The sequence below is a fragment of the Tissierella carlieri genome (assembly GCF_018917285.1).
GTDB lineage: Bacteria > Bacillota > Clostridia > Tissierellales > Tissierellaceae > Tissierella > Tissierella carlieri.
On sequence record NZ_JAHLOH010000022.1, the window covers coordinates 58,496 to 80,813 of the forward strand.

Annotated in this window: 20 protein-coding genes and 1 tRNA gene; 16 read left to right on the plus strand and 5 right to left on the minus strand. The window is 30.0% G+C overall.

Annotated elements, in window-relative coordinates; genetic code table 11:
* Positions 1-62 precede the first annotated feature (62 nt).
* Complete coding sequence (lon, locus tag KQI38_RS05760) at positions 63-2,417, plus strand: endopeptidase La (protein WP_216556823.1); 2,355 nt, start codon at positions 63-65, stop codon at positions 2,415-2,417.
* Positions 2,404-2,991 carry a ribosome biogenesis GTP-binding protein YihA/YsxC gene (gene yihA / locus KQI38_RS05765; RefSeq protein ID WP_216556825.1) on the plus strand — a complete coding sequence of 196 codons (588 nt, stop codon included), beginning with the start codon at positions 2,404-2,406 and terminating at the stop codon, positions 2,989-2,991. The genes lon and yihA overlap by 14 nt, the downstream gene beginning before the upstream one ends.
* Before the next feature lie 91 nt (positions 2,992-3,082).
* Here yihA and rd read toward each other — a convergent pair whose 3' ends face one another.
* Positions 3,083-3,241: a rubredoxin gene (rd, locus tag KQI38_RS05770; protein WP_094902827.1), complete on the minus strand. Its 159-nt coding sequence runs from the start codon at positions 3,239-3,241 to the stop codon at positions 3,083-3,085.
* 173 nt (positions 3,242-3,414) lie between these two features.
* Here rd and KQI38_RS05775 point away from each other — a divergent pair, with 173 nt between their 5' ends.
* The gene (locus tag KQI38_RS05775) at positions 3,415-3,819 is read left to right on the plus strand and encodes an ATP-binding protein (RefSeq protein WP_216556827.1); all 405 of its coding nucleotides are present in this window, start codon (positions 3,415-3,417) and stop codon (positions 3,817-3,819) included.
* Between the two features lie 11 nt (positions 3,820-3,830).
* Positions 3,831-5,933: an S-layer homology domain-containing protein gene (locus KQI38_RS22585; RefSeq protein ID WP_216556829.1), complete on the plus strand. Its 2,103-nt coding sequence runs from the start codon at positions 3,831-3,833 to the stop codon at positions 5,931-5,933.
* A 409-nt stretch (positions 5,934-6,342) separates the two neighbouring features.
* Here the strand turns inward: KQI38_RS22585 and KQI38_RS05785 are convergent, their stop codons facing one another.
* A complete protein-coding gene (locus tag KQI38_RS05785) occupies positions 6,343-7,257 on the minus strand; it encodes a helix-turn-helix domain-containing protein (RefSeq protein WP_216556831.1) in 915 nt (304 codons plus the stop codon).
* A 139-nt stretch (positions 7,258-7,396) separates the two neighbouring features.
* Between KQI38_RS05785 and KQI38_RS05790 the strand changes: the two genes are divergently transcribed.
* The 6 genes from KQI38_RS05790 to KQI38_RS05815 all read left to right on the plus strand — a co-directional run bounded on the left by KQI38_RS05790 (position 7,397) and on the right by KQI38_RS05815 (position 15,194).
* Positions 7,397-7,540, plus strand: coding sequence for a hypothetical protein (locus KQI38_RS05790; protein WP_216556833.1), 144 nt, complete (start codon positions 7,397-7,399; stop codon positions 7,538-7,540).
* A 712-nt stretch (positions 7,541-8,252) separates the two neighbouring features.
* Entirely contained in the window at positions 8,253-9,608 is a 1,356-nt protein-coding gene (locus KQI38_RS05795) for a lanthionine synthetase C family protein (protein ID WP_216556835.1), read from the plus strand.
* A gap of 359 nt (positions 9,609-9,967) precedes the next feature.
* Positions 9,968-11,794: a translational GTPase TypA gene (typA, locus tag KQI38_RS05800; RefSeq protein WP_216556836.1), complete on the plus strand. Its 1,827-nt coding sequence runs from the start codon at positions 9,968-9,970 to the stop codon at positions 11,792-11,794.
* A 16-nt stretch (positions 11,795-11,810) separates the two neighbouring features.
* Positions 11,811-13,268 carry a cardiolipin synthase gene (gene cls / locus KQI38_RS05805; RefSeq protein ID WP_216556838.1) on the plus strand — a complete coding sequence of 486 codons (1,458 nt, stop codon included), beginning with the start codon at positions 11,811-11,813 and terminating at the stop codon, positions 13,266-13,268.
* 115 nt (positions 13,269-13,383) lie between these two features.
* Entirely contained in the window at positions 13,384-14,331 is a 948-nt protein-coding gene (locus tag KQI38_RS05810) for a hypothetical protein (RefSeq protein ID WP_216556840.1), read from the plus strand.
* Between the two features lie 20 nt (positions 14,332-14,351).
* Entirely contained in the window at positions 14,352-15,194 is an 843-nt protein-coding gene (locus KQI38_RS05815) for an aminotransferase class IV (RefSeq protein ID WP_216556842.1), read from the plus strand.
* 24 nt (positions 15,195-15,218) lie between these two features.
* Here the strand turns inward: KQI38_RS05815 and pepT are convergent, their stop codons facing one another.
* The gene (gene pepT, locus KQI38_RS05820) at positions 15,219-16,451 is read right to left on the minus strand and encodes a peptidase T (protein ID WP_216556844.1); all 1,233 of its coding nucleotides are present in this window, start codon (positions 16,449-16,451) and stop codon (positions 15,219-15,221) included.
* A 222-nt stretch (positions 16,452-16,673) separates the two neighbouring features.
* On the opposite strand from pepT, the gene KQI38_RS05825 reads away from it, so the two are divergent.
* A complete protein-coding gene (locus KQI38_RS05825; RefSeq protein WP_094904379.1) occupies positions 16,674-16,892 on the plus strand; it encodes an aspartyl-phosphate phosphatase Spo0E family protein in 219 nt (72 codons plus the stop codon).
* 36 nt (positions 16,893-16,928) lie between these two features.
* Here the strand turns inward: KQI38_RS05825 and KQI38_RS05830 are convergent, their stop codons facing one another.
* Positions 16,929-17,702, minus strand: coding sequence for a ZIP family metal transporter (locus tag KQI38_RS05830; RefSeq protein WP_216556846.1), 774 nt, complete (start codon positions 17,700-17,702; stop codon positions 16,929-16,931).
* Between the two features lie 391 nt (positions 17,703-18,093).
* Here KQI38_RS05830 and KQI38_RS05835 point away from each other — a divergent pair, with 391 nt between their 5' ends.
* Positions 18,094-18,963 carry a DegV family protein gene (locus KQI38_RS05835; RefSeq protein WP_216556848.1) on the plus strand — a complete coding sequence of 290 codons (870 nt, stop codon included), beginning with the start codon at positions 18,094-18,096 and terminating at the stop codon, positions 18,961-18,963.
* Between the two features lie 111 nt (positions 18,964-19,074).
* Positions 19,075-19,150: transfer RNA gene (locus KQI38_RS05840), tRNA-Lys, on the plus strand.
* 977 nt (positions 19,151-20,127) lie between these two features.
* On the opposite strand, the gene KQI38_RS05845 is transcribed toward KQI38_RS05840, so the two are convergent.
* Positions 20,128-20,364 carry a hypothetical protein gene (locus tag KQI38_RS05845; RefSeq protein WP_216556850.1) on the minus strand — a complete coding sequence of 79 codons (237 nt, stop codon included), beginning with the start codon at positions 20,362-20,364 and terminating at the stop codon, positions 20,128-20,130.
* A gap of 112 nt (positions 20,365-20,476) precedes the next feature.
* Here KQI38_RS05845 and KQI38_RS05850 point away from each other — a divergent pair, with 112 nt between their 5' ends.
* From KQI38_RS05850 to KQI38_RS05860, 3 genes are all read left to right on the plus strand, one after another.
* Complete coding sequence (locus KQI38_RS05850; RefSeq protein ID WP_216556852.1) at positions 20,477-20,632, plus strand: hypothetical protein; 156 nt, start codon at positions 20,477-20,479, stop codon at positions 20,630-20,632.
* A 72-nt stretch (positions 20,633-20,704) separates the two neighbouring features.
* Positions 20,705-20,878 carry a hypothetical protein gene (locus KQI38_RS05855; protein WP_216556854.1) on the plus strand — a complete coding sequence of 58 codons (174 nt, stop codon included), beginning with the start codon at positions 20,705-20,707 and terminating at the stop codon, positions 20,876-20,878.
* 930 nt (positions 20,879-21,808) lie between these two features.
* A partial coding sequence (locus KQI38_RS05860) for an ATP-binding cassette domain-containing protein (protein ID WP_216556856.1) occupies positions 21,809-22,318 on the plus strand: 510 nt, incomplete at its 3' end.

Consider the following 22,318-nt stretch of genomic DNA (forward strand, 5'->3'; position numbering starts at 1 on the left):
GGCTTTTCCTTGTATTTAGAGATTTAATTACTATTGACGTACATAGGGAGGGATAAACAAGGATGAAACATTATGAAGTACAGAATAGAACCCTACCACTAATACCTTTGAGAGGAATATCAGTATTTCCTCATATGGTTGTTCATTTTGATGTTGGGAGAGAAAAATCTATTAGTGCCTTAGAAAAGGCAATGTTAGATGATGCTTCTATATTATTATGTACTCAGAAAGATCAAAAGGTTAATGAACCAACTGTAGAGGATTTTTACCATGTAGGTACTGTGGCTAAGGTTAAGCAGATGCTAAAATTACCTGGTGGTAGTATTAGAGTATTAGTCGAAGGTATGAATAGAGGTAGAGTTACTAATATAGTCCAAGAAGAACCATACTTCGTAGCTGATGTGGAGGAATTATCCTATGATGAAGAGGATATAAAAAAAGATATAGATTTAGAAGCAGCTATGAGGCTTGTAATAAATGACTTTGAAGAATATCTTTCTTTTAATGATAGAGTTTCTTCTGATGTTTTAGTTACTATTTCAGATATTGAAGATCCAGGTAGATTGGCAGATGTTATAGCATCTTATATATATTTAAAGATAGAAGATGATCAAAAAATATTAGAAACTTTTGATTTTTATGAAAGATTAGAATTTCTTCATATAATATTACAAGAGGAAATAGAGGTATTAAAAATCGAAGATAAAATAAATCAGAGGGTAAAGAAACAAATAAATAAGGTTCAAAAAGAATATTATCTTAAAGAACAAATTAAAGCGATTCAAAAAGAATTAGGTCAAGACGATGATACTATGGCAGAAGTAGAAGAATATGAGGAGAAGATAGAAAAGATAAAAATGCCTAAGGAAGTAAAAGAAAAGGCAATGAAGGAAGTTGAGAGACTTACAAAACTATCATCTCATTCACCAGAAACAGGAGTAATTAGAACCTATTTAGATTGGATAATAGATTTACCTTGGGATAAAGAGACAAAAGACAAGATAGATATTAAGAAATCAAGAGATATATTAAATGATGAACACTATGGACTTGTAGATGTAAAGGAAAGGATATTGGAGTTTATAGCTATAAGGAAGTTAACTAATAGTATGAAAGGCCCTATAATTTGTTTAGTAGGACCTCCAGGAGTAGGTAAGACTTCTATTGCAAGATCTATAGCTAAATCTCTTAATAGAAAGTTTGTTAGAATGTCGTTAGGAGGCGTAAGGGATGAAGCCGAAATAAGAGGACACAGAAGAACCTATATAGGTTCTATGCCAGGAAGTATAATTAATTCCATGAAAAAGGCAGGGACTAAAAACCCAGTGTTCTTATTTGATGAAATAGATAAATTAGGTAGTGATTATAGAGGAGATCCTTCTAGTGCTTTGCTTGAGGTACTAGATCCAGAGCAAAATGTTACATTTACAGATCACTATTTAGATGTACCATTTGACCTATCTAAAGTGTTATTTGTAACTACGGCAAATACTACAGCTACTATACCAGCACCACTTTTAGACAGAATGGAAGTAATAAGAATATCTGGTTACACAGAAGAAGAAAAAGTACAAATAGCTATGAATCATTTACTTCCAAAACAGTTAAAAGAACATGGTCTAAAAGAAGATAATCTAATGGTATCAGAATCTGCTATAAGAGGTATAATCAATAATTATACTAGAGAAGCAGGAGTACGAAATTTAGAAAGAAACATAGCTAATGTTTGTAGAAAAGCAGCTAAAAAAATAGTTGAAAAAAATCTAAAAACTGTAAGAATAAATAATGGAAATTTATCAAACTATTTGGGAGTTGAAAAGTATAGATTTGACACTTTAGGAGAAGAAAACCAAATTGGTGTAGCTAATGGTTTGGCTTGGACAGCAGTTGGTGGAGAAACTCTTTCTGTAGAAGTCAATACCATGAAGGGAACTGGGAAAATTCAATTAACTGGAAAGTTAGGAGAAGTTATGAAGGAATCAGCTATGGCAGGAATTAGTTATATCAGAGCCAACTCCAACCTATTGGGAATTGAAGCTGATTTCTATAAAGATATGGATATTCATATTCACGTACCAGAAGGAGCAATACCTAAAGATGGACCATCAGCAGGTATTACTATTGCTACAGCAGTTATTTCAGCACTATCTAATACTCCAATTAGTAGAGAAGTAGCTATGACGGGAGAAATAACTTTAAGGGGTAGAGCTTTACCAGTAGGAGGAATCAAAGAAAAGGTGCTGGCAGCAAATAGAATGGGGATAAAGAAAGTATTGCTACCCATTGAAAATGAAAAAGATTTAGAAGAGATTCCAGATAAAATAAGAAAGAAAATGACTTTTGTTCTAGTAAAATCCATGGATGAAGTATTAGAACATGCATTGATAAAGAGGAATGATATAGATGAAAATAATTAAATCTGACTTACATGCTATTGCAGTAGGGCCTAAACAATATCCACAGGATGAGCTTCCAGAAATAGCATTTGCAGGTAGATCTAATGTTGGAAAATCATCTTTCATAAACTCAATGATTGACAGGGCAAATTTAGCTAGAACTTCTGGTAAGCCTGGTAAAACAAGGACAATTAATTTCTATATTATCAACGATAGCTTTAGATTCGTAGACCTTCCAGGCTATGGGTATGCTATAGCTTCTAAAACTGAGAAGGAAAAATGGGGAGAAATAATAGAAAGATATCTTACAGATAGAAAGAACTTAAAAGAGGTAATATTAATTGTAGATATACGACATGAGCCAACAGACCAAGATCTTATGATGTATCAATGGATAAAATCCTTCGGTTATACAGGAATAGTTATAGCAACTAAGGCAGATAAGATATCAAAGGGAAATTGGAAAAAGCATGTAAATATAATAAAGAAGAAACTAGAAATAAAAGATATAAACCTCATTATACCTTATTCATCTGAAAAGAAGATAAATAAAGATAAAGTTTGGGAAGTGTTTCAAGGAATATTACAGCAGTAGATAAGGCTCACTGTTTAATTGAAAAGACAAAGACCAGTAGTTTTTCACTACTGGTCTTTATGTAGAGGACCGCTATATTGTGTCCTTCTTACTATTCTTTTGAAAATTGATCCTTATCAGCACCACAAACTGGACAAACCCAATCTGCTGGTAGATCTTCAAAAGCTGTTCCTGGAGCTATTCCGTTATCTGGATCTCCTTCAGCTGGATCATATACATAACCGCATGGATCACATACCCATCTTTCCATTTACATTCTCCTTTCTATTGTGTAATCATATAGATGATACCCAGAAAAGATAATAATAAACTTAAAAATTTATGTAAGAAAATAATTATTTTAAGCAACTGTACAAATAGGTTAGACTGACAAAAATATGGGTAAAATAGAAATATATTAAAAGAACATAATAATATAATTAGATGGAAGTGATGACAGTGGATTTTAAGTATAGCGGAACAGTATGCTCTGACTTAGATATGATAAAAAACTTTGTGGATGATATTTTAAAGAAACTTAATCATATAATAGAAAACAGTGATATAATGTTTGACATAAGGTTGATACTCAATGAACTTGTTATTAATGGCGTCCTGCATGGAAATGATTGTGTTAATACAAAATGCGTCAAACTATCATTAGAAGTAGATAAAAATAAGATAATAATTCAAGTGGAAGACGAGGGAAGAGGTATAGATTATGATTTAAAATCCTATGATCCTAGTGATTTAAAATGCTGTGGTAGAGGATTGGTCATTGTTAATGGTCTTTCAGATGAATTTTATATACAGAAGAATAAAGTAACTGCGGTAAAACATATAAATTAGGGGGTGCGATTGTGAAGAAAGTATCAATTCTTTTATTAACTGCTATGGTGATTATTAGTGGACTGATACCTAGCAGAGTTTATGGAGAAAATAATTATGACAAAAAACTAGAAGAAGCAATACTCAAATGCAAGAAACTATTTAATATTTCAGACAAGTATGATAAATTCACATCTGACGTAAGCTCATATGATGGAGTTACTAATTTTTATTTAAATTGGGTAGATTCTGGAGAAAAACTAGATACGATTAGCGTTAATATTGATAGTGATGGTAACATTATATTTTATGATAGCTACCCGCCAGTATACGAGGAGCCAAGTTCAAAATTACCTAATTACACGAAAGACGAAGCACAAAAATTTGCTATAGAGTTTATAGCTAAGGTAGACCCAGATATTGCAAAAGAAATTAAATTGATTCCAGAAAATTATCCAACGAGTTCTATGGATACTCAATACTATTTTAATTTTAAACGTTATGTAAATGACATACAATTCCCAGAGAATTCAGTTACCGTAAATGTGAATAAATATACTGGAGAGATTAGGCACTATTATGTTAGTTGGGATAGAAAAGCAGTGTTCCCTTCACCAGAAAAAGTAATAACCCTAGATAAGGGAAAGGAAGCATATAGAAGAGAAATAGGCATAAAACCAATATATAAGACTAATAATTACTATTATAGACCTATGCATATAAATGGAGAAGAAAAAGATTACTATTTAGCATATTCAATATTTGGACCAAGTAAGGGGATTGATGCTTTCACAGGTAAAAAAATAAATTTAAGTTATTATGGACCTTATTATGGAGCTGAAGAAAATGCGAAGGCCATGGATTCGGGAGCAGGACTTACTCCAGAAGAACAAGCATCTGTTGATAAATTATCAGGATTATTGGACGAAAAATCAGCAGAAAAAAAAGCCAGAGAAATATTAAATATAGACTCTAGTTATAAGTTAAATGGAAAAAATCTTTATAATAATTATAAAAATCCAGGGGATTTTAACTGGTATTTATATTTTAATAAAGAAATATCAAAGGATAATCTCTTGTATATGGATATAGGATTAGATGCCAAAACAGGAGAAATTATAAATTTTAATAAAGGAATAAACTATGGAGAGAATTCAAAGCCAAAGATAAGTAAAGATAAAGCTTTGGATATTGCAAAAGAATTCATAAAGAAAATGCAGCCAATTAAAGTAGATCAAATAGAGCTAATGGAAGACCAATATACAGAAGAAAATCAACTAACCTATAATTTCAATTTCATTAGAAAAGATGGAGATATATATGTTGAAAATGATAGAATTCATGTAGGAGTAGATGGAGTTGGAGCAGAAGTATATTCTTATAATTTAGATTGGTTCAAAGGTAACCTTCCACCAAAGGACAAACTTATTCCGATAGATGATGCCTATGAAATCTTATGGGATAAGATTGGCTTGGAGTTAATGTATACTAAGACTTATGATCATACTAAAACAGAAGGTCAAAATTTTGAAATCAAACTAGTATATGCATTGAATCAAAATAAACCTGCAATAATATCTGGAACAACAGGAGAAATATTAGATTACTCAGGAAAGCCATATGAAGAGATGAAACCGATATCCTATAAGGATATAGATAGTTCCTATGCTAAGGATAAAATAATAACATTAGCTGAATATGGAATTGGTTTCAAAGGGGAAGAATTTAAACCAAAGGATAAAATAAAGCAAAAAGATTTTGTATATATACTTTGGAAATCAATGAACCAATATAGAACAGATAATATAACTGAGGATGAGATATATAAATCATTTATCTCTGCAGGTTATATGAAAGAAGGAGAAAAGAATCCAAATAAAATTGTTACCAAAGAGGAAGCTATAAAATATATAATTAGAGCAATGAGAATGGATAAAGTAGCTGAGATAGATGGTATTTATAAAGATATCTTTAAAGACGATAAAGACATATCGAAAGGTCTAAAGGGATATATAAATATTGGTTATGGATTAAAGATAATATCAGGAGATGGAGAGGGAAATATAAATCCAAAATATGAATTAAATAGGGAAGATGCAGCAAATATGATTTATAATTATATGTTTAATCAATAAATAGAAAAATCAGGTCTTAAATTTAAGACCTGATTTTTCTATTTCAAAAATTATATAAAATTAATCATTTAAAAATCGGATAAATATAAAATATTAGAACATATAGAATCTTAAGATATGGTCAGACAAAATATTAAATTTGTATATTGTATAGGTTTAGTACATATTATTTTCTTGATATGAAGATATAATTTAATGAAATAAATTAATTAAATATTAAATCAGTATCTAATGATAAAGATATATTTAATTTTTTATTACATGAGAAAAGAGAATGATAGAGTTAAGGAAACTAAAGAATTCCCTCATGATCTGTGTTTAGTGAATAAAAGATTATTATTAATATATGCCCATCATCCTTACTAGATATAGTAAAAGTGATGGGTAAAAATAGAAGGTTCATTAATGACTATAAATCAATACCAAAAATTTCTCTACAATTCTCTATAATTTCGTCTTTAAGTTTGTTCTGGCCGAGGGCTTCACATAAAGTTATTGAAACATTGAGAGATTGTATATATTCAGATTTTTTAAGATGGAATTCAGCAATTCCTTTTCCATAATATAAGAGATTCAGTCCATTCAGATTTCTTATTTCTTGGCAAACCCTAATACCTATGTTAGAAAATTTCAAGGCTTTTTCAAAATCTTTGTTTCTTCTATAAACACCAGCCAAATTGTGACATAGTTTAGGATAAATTTCATCATTAATATCAGTAGATTGGAAACAAAACTCCATTATCTCCAGATATTTTTCTTTAAGATTTAACCTATTTAATATAAATGCAATATTCATCAATATTCTTATTTCCATAGAAGAATATACAAATGAATTATAATCATTTAAGTCAAAGCGGGGAGTAGTCATTTTAAGAGACTCTATTAGCATATTAAGAGCTTTATTATCCATGTCACTATTATTTTTATATAGAAGAATAGCTTCTGTAAATAAGATCAATTGTTTAATAATTACTTTATAATAGTTATTTTTAGTGGACAATAATAAAATATTTAGTTCTTTAAATTCATTATGTAAAGTATTAAATTCTACACTATCTAGTTTGAACTCTAATCTATTTTTAATTTCATAGAAAGTTAAATAGTCATCAAATCTATATTTTAATAATAAATTAATTAAATCCTGTTTATAAATAGGAGATAATATTTCTAATGTATCCAATTTGGGTACTACTTTTCCATTTTCTATTCTTCGAATAGTTACTGAATCTATACCTGCTAATTCGCATATTTTTTTTTGAGTCAGATTTAAATTTTTTCGTATTTGTTCCATTTTTTTTCCAAACAAATCAAGATTATAATTCAAGAAAAGCACCTCCCAATCCAGATTTGTGTTTATTCTCCAGAACCAACATGGTAAAAGCGACATTAAAGTCGCTTGAAAAAGAATTATTTATTTTATAGTATATAGATAAGAGTTAATAAAGTAAAGGAGAGATTGATATATGAAAAAAAATTTAGTAGCAGTTATAATGTTATTTACTATGATTTCAGCATTTATACTAAACTATGGGAAATCTACGAAATATATAGCTAAAGGTGATGGCGAAATCGAATGGCTTGCCTATAGCCAAGAAAGGCTAATATAGGAAACTATAATTAATCTCAAAGAATAAAAAAGTAATAGAATATTTATCATATTAATTTTGAAATATATACTGAAAATTAGAGAGCTCGGATATTTTAATATAAAGTCTATGATTTATATGAAAGGAGATTACTAGGGGGAATTATCGTGAATTCATTTGATAACATAGACTATAAATAGATATTAACATTACAATATTTTGAAAGAATAAATGGATATTAAAATTAATAGACGTAGCTAAAGGGTCAGAAAATTTGAATAAGTTGACTTAAGATAAAAATATTCAGTAATTTCATCTAAGGAAATAGATATATAAGAATTATCATATCAATATATGATAAAGATAAAAACATTAATAGAAAATCAAACTCAAAGTCTTCCAAGATCTATTTTTGGAGGATTTTCTAATATAAGATTTGAAATTCATTTTATTTTTTTATTGTAAAACATTCAGTGATAGCTTAAATGAACTTATGGTACTTGTGCCACCTGTGATTATAAATGTTATGATTGTCCCACAAGAATATACACAATGTGTGTATACCTATATTTAATCTTAAATTTACAATTAATATACAAAGATAAAGTTATTAGTTAATTAAAATGATTAGCTAATTAGATTTATTAGGAAGAGGCAAAACTTGATATATTATGTAGATAATAATATATCAAGTTTTCAATATTTGACATACAGAAAGGATGGACTTGCCTAAATGAAGCTACTATATAATCTAGAGTTAGAAAGAGTAAAAAAAGTTATAGATGTAGATACAAATGTAGTATTGCTGAAATCCTTAAATAAAATGGTGGGTATAATTAAAGATCCATACAGACTCAATGAACTACTTGTTGATAAAGGCAATAGTGAATCTATCGTGAGTATATATTCATCAATATGTATATTTATAGGAGAAGTTAAAGAGTTGATAAGTGAGGATATTGATATTGAAGATTTATCTTATAAGTATATGACAATGATTAGGCAAATAATTCGAAGTAGAGGTCAATTAAGGGTTCCTCTATTTGGAGGTCTTTCGGATCTAGGTTATGGGATTAATTCAATTTATAAATCAACAGGTTATTTTAAGAGATTTATTGATAGCTTCAATAAGTTGATAATTTCCTTAATAGAAGATGAATTACCTAAATTAATAGCCGATATAGATGATTTAAAAGCTGAAAGTTTTGATACTATGGCAGGAATGGCAGGAGTAGCTTCATATCTGCTACTTTATAAAGATGAAGATAAGATAAGAAAGTGTATAGAAGATATATTTAGATATCTAATAATGCTAACAGAAGAAAAAGAAGTGTTTGGACAAAAGGTGTTAAGATATTATTTATCTCCAGATAATCATTATTCACAGAAAGAAAGAGAGTGTTATACTAATGGAAGTTTCAATTTAGGACTATCTCATGGAATAGCTGGTCCATTATCAATTCTATCTACTGGACTTAATGAAGAAATAGAAGTAGAAGGACAGAAGAAAGCTATAAAAAACATATTAAATGACTTAAAAACATTTTCCTGTATTAATGAAAAAGAATTTGTATATTGGCCTGAGAGAGTAGGGTTTGATGATTATGTAAATAGAAGAGTTAATATGGGAGCAAATAGAGCTAGTTGGTGTTATGGTTCCCCAGGAATAGCAAGAGCAATGTATTTAGGTGGAAAGGCAGTGGATGATGAAGATAGTATAATATTATCGCTAAAAGCAATAGATGGACTAGCTAAAATGAATATAAATCAATGGAGGCTAAACTCCCCAACTGTATGTCATGGATATGCAGGATTATTAGTAGTTATGGAGGCAATGTACATGGATACAGGAAGTATTAATTACATAAAATGTATCAACAAGCTGAAGAATATATTACTAAACTTTTATAAAGAGGACTCTATATTCGGATTCATGAACATAGATACAAAAGAGGTCGACAACGGAGCATATAAAATAATTGAAGAAGATAAGATAACATTGTTACAGGGTTCCATAGGAGTAATACTAAGTCTGTTAGCAATAGTTAAACCTATGGAAACTAACTGGATGAAGCATTTACTTATATAAATACATTTCTTATTAAAAGGAAAGCTATATTAAATTAAATAAAAAAGCAAAGAAGATTAGAAAGTATAGGGAGAAAATTATAAAGAAGTTTAATAAAGACTTTATGCAGTATTTTCTATAGTACTAAGTCTTATAGAATTTATATCAGCCTTAGCCATACTACTATATTAAAAATCTTGGTATCTTAATCGCCTAATGCATAGATAGATTATTTAAAAAATTGGTATGATCTAATATAAGGATCATACCAGTTTTTTAATAAAATTGAATAATATATTTTGATTTATCTTTGAAGTATGGTAAAATGAATTTTGTTAAAAACTATATGCAAGAATTTTAAATATGAAAGGATCTGTTGTATGAATATTAAGAGAGAGGATATAAGAAATATTGCAATAATAGCTCACGTCGATCATGGAAAGACAACTTTAGTTGATAGTCTATTAAAGCAATCAGGAGTTTTTAGAGCTAACCAAGTGGTCGAGGACAGGGTAATGGACTCCAATGATATAGAAAGAGAAAGAGGTATTACAATACTAGCAAAGAATACTGCTATATATTACAAAGATATTAAAATTAATATTATAGATACTCCAGGCCACGCTGATTTTGGTGGAGAGGTAGAGCGTGTGCTTAAAATGGTAAATGGTGTAATACTAGTAGTTGATGCTTTTGAGGGACCAATGCCTCAGACAAAATTTGTTTTAAAAAAAGCCTTTGAACTAGATTTACCGGTTATAGTGTGCATCAATAAAATTGATAGGCCAGAAGCAAGACCAAATGAAGTAATTGATGAGGTATTGGATTTATTTATTGAATTAGGTGCAAATGAAAAGAATCTAGATTGTCCTTTTGTTTTTGCTTCAGCTAAAAAGGGAACTGCTACTTTAGATTATAACGAAGATGTAGAAAATATGGATATATTGTTTAAGACAGTAATTGACAATATACCCGCACCAGAAGGAGATACAGAAGGACCTCTTCAAGTCCTTATATCTACTATAGATTATAATGAATATATTGGTAGAATAGGTATAGGTAAAATAGAAAGAGGCAAAATATCTACTAATCAGGAAGTAGTTATAGTAAATAAAGAATATCCTGAAAAGCAGGAAAAAGTAAAGATATCTAAAGTATACGAGTTTGAAGGACTAAATAGAGTAGAGGTAGAGTCTGCCACAGTAGGCAGTATTATAGCCATAACAGGAGTAGAGGATATTCATATAGGAGATACAATATGTGATGTTAATTCTCCAGAACCATTACCCTTCGTCAAAATATCTGAACCGACTATTGCAATGACATTTTCTGTAAACAATAGTCCATTTGCAGGGAGAGAGGGAAAATTTGTAACTTCAAGACAAGTAAGAAATAGATTATTTAAGGAATTACAAACAGATGTAAGTCTTAGGGTAGAAGAAACCGAATCTACAGATGCTTTTAAGGTATCAGGCAGAGGAGAGTTACACTTATCAGTTCTAATTGAAAATATGAGAAGAGAAGGATATGAGTTCCAAGTATCTAAGCCAGAAGTACTCTTTAAAGAAGAAAATGGTAAGAAAATGGAGCCGATGGAAAAAGTAACTATTGATTTATCCAATGAATTTGTAGGAGCAGTTATAGAAAAATTAGGGCAAAGAAAAGGAGAATTAGTTAGTATGACTGAGTCCAATGGAGGATATGCAAGGCTAGAATTCCTTATACCTGCTAGAGGACTTATAGGCTATAGACAAGAGTTTATGACAGATACCAAGGGTAATGGTATACTTAATTCTGTGTTTGATGGTTATGCTCTTTATAAAGGTGAGATTCCTAAAAGAAAGGTAGGTTCAATTATTTCCTTTGAAACAGGAGAATCTACTGCATATGGGCTTTATTCTGCTCAAGAAAGGGGTATATTATTTATAGGAGCTGGTATTCAAGTATATACTGGAATGATAGTAGGTGCTAATCCCAAAGGATTGGATATAGATGTAAATGTATGTAGAAAGAAACAACAATCTAATATTAGAGCTTCAGGATCAGATGAGGCTTTAAGACTTTCTCCAGCTAAAGATATGTCACTAGAGGAAGCTTTGGAATTTATTGAAGATGATGAATTAATAGAGGTAACACCACTTAACTTTAGAATAAGAAAGAAAATATTAGATAGTACTAAAAGGTATAAATCAAAGAAAAATAATTAGTTTCTAGGGGGATATTATGGATTTCCTATTTACATCTTATGGATGGGTATTTAGAAATATATTATGGTTAAATATTCTATTTGCTATTTTACTTGTATTTTTTGAAAGAAGGAATCCCACCTCGACATGGCTATGGCTTATGGTTTTAACTTTTTTACCTGGCATAGGCTTTATTCTATATTTATTTATTGGTCAGGATTTAAGTAAAAAGAAACTATTTAAAACCAAGGAAGAGGAAGATTATTGCTTTCGTGATATTGTATTAGTTCAAGAGAAACAAATGGATAAAGATGAATATAGGTATCGAGATCCTAATTATATTAAATATGAGGATCTAATAAAAATGCATTTAATTAGTTCAGAATCATTTTTTACACAAGATAACAATGTTGAAATATATTTTGATGGGGAAGATAAATTTAGGGCATTATTAGATGGAATTCATAATGCAAAACATTATATTCATTTACAATACTATATTTTTAAATCTGATGGATTAGGAAAAAAAGTGATAGAATCATTATGTAAAAAAGCCCGTGAAGGTGTTGAAGTAAAACTTCTTGTTGATGGAATGGGCGGTCGAAAATTTTCAAAAAAATATATTAATCAACTAAAAGAATCAGGAGCAGAATTTGGGGTGTTTTTCCCCCCATTTGTGCCCTTAGTAAGCCTTAGAATTAATTATAGAAACCATAGAAAAATATGTATAATTGATGGAAGAGAGGCATTTGTAGGAGGATTTAATGTAGGTGATGAGTATATAGGATTATCAAAAAAATTTGGATATTGGCGTGATACTCATATTAAAATAAAAGGATCTGCCATATCTTCTCTTCAATGGAGATTTTTTTTAGATTGGAGATTTGCTACTGGTAAGGAAATAACTCAGTGTCAAACATATCTTGCAGAAGAAGATTCTTTAGGCGATACAGGAATACAAATAGTATCATCAGGACCAGACTCAAAATGGCCTAGCATAAAAGATGGATATCTTAAGATGATTTCCAATGCAAGAGAAAAGGTTTATATTGAGACCCCATATTTTATACCTGATGATAGTATATTTGAAGCGCTAAAGCTTGCAGGATTATCTGGTTTAGATGTTAGAGTAATGATACCATGTAAACCTGATCATCCCTTTGTCTATTGGGCTAGTATGAGTTATATTGGTGAGCTCTTACAGGCTGGAGTAAAGTTTTATACCTATGAAAAAGGTTTTCTTCATTCAAAAGTAGTTTTAATGGATGATTTTGTTTCTTCTATTGGGACTGCGAACCTAGATATTCGAAGTTTTAAATTAAATTTTGAAGTTAATGCATTTTTATATGATGAATCTATAAATTTAAAATTAACAGATAAATTTTTAGATGATTTACAATATTGTAAAGAAGTTACATTAGAAGAATATAATAACAGAAGTGGAATTGTAAAAGTAAAAGAGTCTTTTTCTAGATTGTTATCTCCTATTCTTTAATAAGAAATCACTATAAAAAAGACTTCTATTGAGAAACTATATTAAGGTTAATTAGAATTTTCACATAGGTTATAATAAAATCACCTCTGGAGATAATAATCTAGAGGTGATTATTTTGAAAAAGATTAAATGGTATATATTATTTATAGTAATGATATTTACATTAAGTGGTTGTAGAGCTCAGAGAAATCAGACAGTTAAATTCGAAAAAAAGGATAAAGCCCCTAAAGCACTGGGAGATATAAGTAAAGGGCTTCAGGATATATTGAAGGAAACTGAAAAGGTAGAAAGTATATTAGAAGGAACAGATTATGATGTAAATAAAGTTGAATTGGAGAGAGCTAGGGCAGAAGAGAAAGCCAAAATAGAGAAAACTATTGAAATAAAAAATGAAACAGGGGGAGCAATGGGTACTCAAGGAGACAGTGGTGGAAACCAAGGGAAAAGTGGTGGAAGTCAGGGTAATCAAGGAGGTCAGCCTGGAGATCAATCTCAAGGTGCCAAGAGTAAAGAGCAAAAAAAGCCTGAGGGTAGAGAAGAAAAACTTTTAAGTACATGGGAACAAATAGATAAGAAAATCGAAGAAACTCATAAGAAGTGGAATGAATATGAGGTAGAAGGAGTAAAAAAGGGGGTAACCTTAGAGAGAACTGAAAAGTTTAAAGAAAGTTTAAACGCTTTAACTAAGTCTATTGAAGATAGAACAGTTGTAGGCATTTACAATTATGGCAGTCAGAGTATGTCAAATCTTGCTCCTATGTTTGAAATATATAAAGATGAAATATGGGGAGAAATAAATAAAATAAAATATTCTACTTATCAGTCATACTTAAAGGCTTTAGAGGGAAAAGATATTGAAGCCTCAAGTATGTTGGGAAATCTAGAGGAAGAAACAAATAAAATTAGGTTGAAGCTTGAAAAAAATGATAGTAAAATAAAGATGTTAGATAATATTAATTTAGCAATAATAGATATGAAAAATGCATTAAATGAAAAGAGCATAAAATTGACCAAGATAAAAAAAGATATAATAATAAAAAGTCTTGAGAAATTAGGGGAATAAAAATAAAAAGGGGGATAAAAATGAAACCAGAAGCAATTAAAGATTATTATGTTATAAATGGACAGATTAATACTACAGAAAATGCGGAGATTTTTGAAAAGATAGAAAGACCACCTATTTATGAAGTAATTAGGGTAATTGATGGTGTACCTCTTTTCCTAGAAGATCATTTAAATAGGATGTTCGATTCTGCAAACATAATAGGATACAATATAGATAGAGATGAACAAGAAATAAGAAAAGATATAAAAAGTCTTATTTTAAAAAACAACATAGACAAGTTAAATATAAAGCTTTTATCTACAGAAATTGAAGGTAAGGCTAAGGTGTTTTTAGTCTATAATATTGATAGCTTTTATCCACCAGAAGAATATTATAAGAATGGAATTCATACTATATTATTTCACTATGAAAGAAATAATCCTAATGCAAAAGTATTATTTACTTCTTTTAAAGAAGAAGTGTCAAAAGCTTTAAAAGAAAAGAATGCATTTGAAGCTTTACTGGTGAATAAACTAGGATATATACCTGAGGGAAGTCGTTCTAATATGTTTTTTGTGAAGGGTGATAAGGTATATACTGCCAAAGCATCAGAGGTTCTAATAGGTATTACAAGAAAGCATATTTTTGATGTTTGCAATAAATTAAATATTAGAATAGTAGAGGAAAGTATTCATATAGAGGACTTAAAAAAACTGGATGGAGGTTTTATGTCTGGAACTTCCGTAAATGTATTACCTATTTCAAGAATTGACGATATATCCTTAAATTCTATTAATAATGAGATAATAAAAGAAATAAATAATGGATATATAAGAGAAGTGGAGAATTATATTTTAAAACATAGAAATGAATGGGTTTAAAAAATAATGGCAAATGCCCCTAGATTAATCTAAGGGCATTTCTTGTACTAATTCTATTATTTTTAAGATAGTCTCCACTGACTTTTCCATAGCGAATATAGGAATATATTCAAATTTACCATGATAGTTATGTCCTCCTGTAAAAAGGTTAGGGCAAGGTAATCCCATATAAGAAAGTCTAGCTCCGTCAGTACCGCCACGAATAGGTTTAATTAAGGGTTTAATGTCTAAATCTTCCATAGCTTTTTTAGCAATATCTATTACAAACATAACAGGTTCGATTTTTTCTTTCATGTTATAATAAGAATCACTTATTTCCAAGGTAATAATATCACCATATTTATGATTTAAGAATTCTACAGCTCTTTTTAAAATTTCCTTTTTGATTTCGAACTTTTCCATAGAATGATCTCTTATAATATATGCAATTTCTGTTTTTTCAACGGATCCATTGAAAGCCATTAGATGATAAAATCCCTCATATCCCTCAGTATATTCAGGTCTTTCATCTATAGGAAGCATAGAGTTGAGCTCATTAGCTATTAATATAGAGTTTATCATTTTGTTTTTAGCTGTGCCTGGATGAACATTTCTACCTTGAATAGATATTTTAGCTGTTGCAGCATTGAAGTTCTCATATTCTAACTCACCTATTGGACCTCCATCTACAGTGTAAGCAAAGTCTGCACCGAATTTCTCTACATCAAAACAATCAGCACCTCTACCAATTTCTTCATCAGGAGTAAATCCAATCTTTACAGTACCGTGCGGGATATTTGGATTTTGGATTAAATATTCCACTGCTGTAATGATTTCAGCTATTCCAGCTTTATTGTCAGCCCCCAATAAAGTTGTACCATCAGTAGTGATTAAATCATGCCCGATATAATCTTTTAAATCAGGGAAATCTTTTGTCGACATAATAATATTTTCTTCATCATTTAATACTATATCTTCACCATTATAATTAGATATGATTTTAGGCTTCACATTATTACCTGACATATCTGGGCTAGTATCCATATGAGCTATAAAACCTATGATTGGAGCCTTATTTTCAGTATTTGAAGGTAAGGTAGCCATCACGTATCCATTTTCGTCTACGGATACATCAGATAATCCAATTTCTTCTAATTCTCTCCCCAATATTTTAGCAAATTCAAGTTGATTAGATGTACTAGGCACTGAAGTAGAACTTTCATCTGAAGTAGTTTCATGTTTAACATATTGTAAAAACCTATCAATTAATTTACTCATCATATTCCCTCCCATATTTATTTTACATTATCTATATTATACAATATAAAAAACAATATATTGTGGAATTTTGTAGAAAGATTAAAAAAAAATTAATTTCGTTTTATGTTACTAAATGTTATAATGTTCAAGTGAGTGAGAGTAGGCTAACTATAAAAAAATACAAAAGAGGTTTTTTAAATAATAAAATTGGGTATACTACAATAAAGCATTAAATTGAAGATGTGTATCCAGAAGGGTAATGGTAATGAGATGAAAAGAGAGGTAAAGGGAGTAATCATGAAGAAGAGCATGAGCATAGAAGAATTAAAAGAAGAGATTCAAAAGAAGCGGGAGGAACTCAATAAAATTGTATCAGAAGGTTTGGATAAAGATAGGATTCTAAGGTATAGTCAAGAATTAGATCAACTTATAAGTAAATACTATTCACTAGGAGCATAGGATAAAAAATAGCAGATAAATTATCTGCTGTTTTTTTTATCCTAGAGTAACATCTAGTATCATCATTATAATAAATCCAATAACTACTCCGTATGTTGCTTGTCTTTCATACCCGTTATTATGAGTCTCTGGTATTATTTCATCAGATATAACGAATAACATTGCACCAGCTGCAAAGGCCAATATAAATGGAAGTATAGGTTTAAAAATAGATACAAGTCCAATTCCCAATAATCCGCCGACAGGTTCTACTAAACCCGTTAGTAATGCAATCAAAAAAGCTTTCTTAACATCATATTTTTCTCTAACCAAAGCTAGAGCCACGGCTAAGCCTTCTGGCATATTCTGAAGACCGATGCCGAGGGCTATAGATAAACCATTTTTTATGTTATCATCACCAAAGCCAACACCAACGGCCAATCCTTCAGGAAAGTTATGTAGAGTTATTGCAATAATAAAGAGCCAAATCTTTTTTAAAGATGTGCTAGATCCTTCTACTCTTTTATCTAGTAGATGTACATGAGGAGAGTATTTATCTGTTAAATCAAGAAAGACAGAACCCACTAAAATACCTAAACCAGTTATTAGTGCGCCTTTTATTCCGCCACCTGAAGCTTCTAAACTAGGAACTATAAGGGAAAAAGAAGTAGCGGCTAACATTACGCCAGCAGCAAAGCCAAGTAAAGTATCTAACATTTTTTCAGAAATATTCTTTGTAAAAAATATAGGTATCGCTCCTACACCTGTCATTACACCAGCTACTAAACTAGCTAAAATACCTAATATAAAAGTGTTCTCCAATAGACCCATTCATAATCCTCCTTTTATAACCCATAGGAAAGTCTTATTTTTATTTTATGTAAGCTTTCTGTCTAGATGGGTTTCATAAAAGGATTCCTTAATATATTTGTGTTCAATAGAATCCTTTTATATATTAAGTATAAGAATGTATATTTCTTAAGTCAAGGCCTAAACTAAAAAAGGAATCCCTATGAAGAAAACAATTATTAAAAGTAATATTGCAATTATCCAAAATAAAGTCTTTTTCTTAATAAAGAATAATTTCATAAGACCAACTCCTTAAAATAATAGTATTATAATCTATTTTAAAAATAAAAAATATATGCCATTATTTTCATTTTTATGTTAAATCTATGAATATAATAGTGTATAATATTATATGGGAAAGGGAGGTAATAAAATGTCAATAAAAATATTAAGTGACAGTGCCTGTGATTTGTCAAAAGAAATAATAGAAGAATATAATATAGATATTTTACCTATAATCGTAATTAAGGGGGATGAAGAATATCTAGATAATGTTACAATAACACCAAAAAAAGTATATGAAGATATGAGAAATGGTCAAACGTATAAGACTGCACAAATACCGCCAAACGCATTTAGTGATAAGTTCTCAGAATATGCAAAAAATGGAGATAGTATCATCTACATAGCTTTTTCATCTGGATTATCAGGAACTTATCAAACTTCTTTATTTGTAAGAGAATCAATACTTGAAGAGTATCCAAATTTTGATTTAGATATAGTAGATACAAAAGCAGCTTCAGGTGGTTTTGGACTCATAGTTTTACAAGCAGCAAAATTGGCAAAGGAAGGTAAAAGTAAAGAGGAGATATTAAAAGCGATTGAATTTTATAAAGAAAATATTGAACATATCTTTACAGTAGATGATATAGAATATTTATTTAGAGGTGGAAGAGTATCAAGAGTTCAGGCTTTTGTAGGAGGGTTGTTAAATATTAAACCTGTGCTTCATGTTGCAGACGGGAAGCTAGTTCCCTTAGAAAAGGTAAGGGGTAGACATAAGGTATTCAAATGTATGCTAGATCTAATGGAAGATAGAACAAAAAATGCAAATCTAAGTGAACAAGTAATAGGAATTACTCATGGAGATGATTTGGAAGGAGCTTTGAAACTAAAAGAGTTAATTATTGAAAGATTTGGAGCTGAAAAATTTGTTATTAATATGATAGGTGCATCAATAGGTGCCCATTCTGGTCCAGGTACAATAGCTTTATTTTTCTTGAGAGAAAACTACGAGAACTAAAAAAGCTAAAGCTAAATAAGAAAATATTTTCTTATTTAGCTTTTTTTATTATAAAACTATGGACAAATATAGATGAAGGTAGTATAATAATAAATGTTGAAAAAAACATATGCACCTTTAGCTCAGCTGGTAGAGCAACTGACTCTTAATCAGTGGGTCCAGGGTTCGAGTCCCTGAAGGTGCACCAAATGAAAATCCCGTATTCTCAATGAACGTGGGGTTTTTTTATTTTACTTAACAACTCTTAAATATGGTGCTGGCGTGCCACTTTTACTTTCTTCTTTTTTCTCCTCTTTGTTTTTTGTATATATGTCGTCGAATACATCTGCCCTTTTTCTTTCATTAGACTTGAGGGTATGAGTGTAAAAATCGGTTGTGGTGGAAATTTTGGCATGTCTTAAGTCTTTTGAGATTTCAGCAATACTATGCCTTCTGAAATTAAAATCGTCGTATTCGTGTGTCTAAGACTGTGAAAAGTGATTTTTCTTAAATCATGTTCTTCTAAAAATTCAGCAAATCATTGTGACGGTGCAGAAACATATATAGCCTTTCCATTTCTCTGAGTAAATACAAAATCGTCTTCATACTTATGATTCTTTCCATAAAACCATTTATCTCCTAACAACTCTTTTTTGTCCAGTTCATTTTTCCTATGTTCTTTAAAGAATGAAACTAAGAATTTAGGAAAAGCTACTTCTCTTACTGAAGTATCATTCTTGGTTTATTTAATAAAACTTCCTATCCTTCCACATAAGCATTAGATTCAAAGAATTTTATCTTTAATTTGTCATAATTTACATATTTCCATCTAACTGCTATAAGTTCTCCGCATCTGGGACCAAGGGGCAGGGCGAGCAAGGTTGACAGTTGGTATTTAATTGGCGCTGTAGGTAATATATTTAATAAAGCATCCTATATCCTTATGTTCATAGTAATTGTCCTTCAGCTGGGCTCTAGAGGCTTTAAAATTGACATTGGACATAGGGCTCTCGGTTATAATTTTAAACGCAACGGCATCAGAGAACATATTCTTTAAAAGAGTATTTTAATGTTTTACTGAATTATCGGATAGCTTGCCTGATTTAGTCTTTGCTGGGGAATTTGTAATCTCTTGCATCAATTCTATTAAGTCGCCATCTGTAATCTTAGATAACATTTTTTTACCTATAAGTCCCAAGGTTCTAGTATCAAGTAATTTTTGGTATTCACTCTTATATCGACTACACTTGTTTTGTAATGCCTTATCTCTTCAACCAATGTACATTTTTTATCTGTAGTGGCGAGATCTTTTTTTATAGCAATTCTATTTCCTTTAATTCTTCCCTTATATGCTTTAAGGAGTTTTTCTTTTACAATTAATTCATGTGTTTCTGCTTCCATTAATAGTTCTTCATAAGTCATTCAAATCAGTCCCCATGTAAACTTCTTAAATATCTCAACTTAATGACATTGGGATTTTGCCAACCCTTTATCGAACTATATAAGTAAAATCTAATGTAAAGGGCGATAAATAATGGTAGAGAGCCTATTATTTATAGCTAGAGATTTAATACGTTCTTTAGACATTATGGAATTTACAGAAGATGAAAAAGATTACATAGCTTATCTAGCATCAAGAGTTATGGCTGTTTTGTCAATTGAGTTGAAGAAAGGCATAATGATAGAATAGGATCTTATCAGTCCTATTTTTTGCTTTGCAGAATACAGCTGAATTTGTATGAACTTGCTTATGAAAATAAATATGTTTAAAATGAAAAAAATGCTCATAGCTCTTTGTATGAGTATTGTCTTGCTTTCACAATTTGGAATGAGTGTTTTGGCAGCAGGTAACTATGTACCAGCAATAGACAATGATGGTGGCGGAGGAACTGTTAGAGGCGGCGGTAAATGCGATTTAGATATGCCTGATTATTAAATTCCGCGAAATAAATATTTATTGTGAGAAGAACCCTGGAGTAAAATCTAAGGTCCTTCTTTATTTTTTGGGTTGGAGTAGGAATGGGATTTACTTTTCAGGTTGTATTTTATAAATTGAAAAGATATGGGGTTATGTTTAGATAAGAAAAGGACCATTTAAAGTCCTAATTCTTTAATGTGTTTTTTAGATATTAGTATAATATGGTAATTTGGAAAAGTTCCTTCCTTTATATATGCATATTATTTGTATATTTTTGGAATTAATATTTTACCCCTACATTTAAAAATTCCACCCCTACTTTACCCCTACGGGAATTATTTTTCGTGCAAAATAAAAAAATAAGAACCTCAGAAGGTACTTATTTCAATAAATTATATCATTTTAAATAAAGGGTTACTTAAATTAGCATAATCAAAATTTTTATAATTCATAAAACCAACTCTCAATACCTTACATATATGATGTCTCCTCCTTGCAAAGAACAAATCATTATATAATATTACACTATATTACAAAATAATCTACAATACAAAATTATATATGATTTAATAAGAAAATTCCTGACACTTCATATCTCTTGATATTTAGACATTTTCTCAGCCATATTTTATAGGATTCAAATTCTTGTGCTTATAGTATTAAACTAATATCACTTTATAATTGACATAAAAGAGTGAATAATGATACAATAGAATAAGTTTAGAAAATAATATAATTTTATAAAAGTAAGTAATTAGATTTTTATTGGAAAGATATTACTATTTCAAAAAAACAGTTTTCAACAATATTATTATATATGAATGTTTATAAAATAAATTTGAGGGAGGACTGTTTTATATGGTATTTATTGGATGTATCTGAAGCTTAAATATTAGTGCTCAAATTTACATAATACACTAATAAATATAATAAGAAAGGAAATGGAAAATGGCAAATGAAAAAATATTAGAGATCAAAGACTTACACACTGCCTTTAGATTTCAAGATGAGTATTTTGATGCAGTCGATGGTGTCTCTTTCTCTTTACACAAGAATGAGCTGCTAGCAATAGTTGGAGAATCTGGCTGCGGAAAAAGTACAGTTGCTAACTCTATAGTAGGATTACATGACAAGAATTTTACTCGAGTCAGTGGTGAAATAATTTATGATGGCGAAAACATGGTTAATTATTCTGAGGAGCAACTAAATGAAATTAGAGGTAAGGAGATTGGTTTTATTTTTCAAGATCCATTAGCATCATTAAACCCATTACATAGGATTGGGAAACAGATAGAGGAGTCTTTAATCTATCATACGGATCTGAATAGTGATCAAAGACATGAAAGAATGTTACAGCTTTTAGATCAAGTAGGGATAGTTAATCCTAAAAGAACAGCTAATCAGTTTCCTCATCAATTATCAGGCGGTATGAGGCAAAGAGTTTTAATTGCTATAGCT